Below are 686 nucleotides of genomic sequence, written 5' to 3' on the forward strand. Positions count from 1 at the left end.
TCGCTTAAGGTCGGGCCTATGCGCTTTGGGGTGCTGGGCCCGGTGACCGTCTGGACCGACGCGGGCGACGTCGTCGCGATCCCCGGCCTGAAGGTACGCGCGCTGCTCGCTGACCTGCTCGCCCATGAGGGGCGGGTGGTGTCGGCCGACCGGCTGGTCGACGACCTGTGGGGTGACGAGCCGCCCGGCAACCCGGTCGCGGCCCTGCACGTACGGGTCTCGCAGCTGCGCCGCGCGCTGGAGGAGGCCGAGCCCGGCGGGCGGGAGCTGGTGGTCTCGCGGGCCCCCGGCTACGCGCTGCGGATCGACCCGGACGCGCTGGACGCCGTTCGCTTCGCCCGGCTGGTACGCGAGTCCCGCCCGGCCGAGGCGCTTGAGCTGTGGCGCGGCGCGGCGTTCGCGGACTTCGCCGACGCCGAGTTCCTCCGTCCCGTGATCGCGCGGCTCGAGGACGCCCGGCTGGCCGCCGTCGAAGATCTCGCCGAGGCGCGGCTGGCGGCGGGGGAGCCGGTGGACGTGGCCGAGCTGGTCGCCGCGCATCCGCTCAGGGAGCGGCTGCGCGCCGCGCACATGAGAGCGCTCTACCGGGCGGGACGGCAGAGCGAGGCGCTGGCGAGCTACGCCGACCTGCGCGAACGCCTCGCCGAGGAGCTCGGCCTCGACCCCTCGCCCGAGCCGGCCGAGCT

At 75.9% G+C, this 686-nt stretch carries 1 protein-coding gene; it reads left to right on the forward strand.

Going from position 1 to position 686, the window contains the following annotated elements; genetic code table 11:
- Positions 1–18 precede the first annotated feature (18 nt).
- Positions 19–686, forward strand: a 668-nt coding sequence (locus AWQ68_RS00160; RefSeq protein ID WP_169808819.1) for an AfsR/SARP family transcriptional regulator, incomplete at its 3' end; no start/stop codon positions are given.

Source organism: Microtetraspora fusca, from assembly GCF_001570365.1.
Classification (GTDB): Bacteria; Actinomycetota; Actinomycetes; order Streptosporangiales; family Streptosporangiaceae; genus Microtetraspora; species Microtetraspora fusca.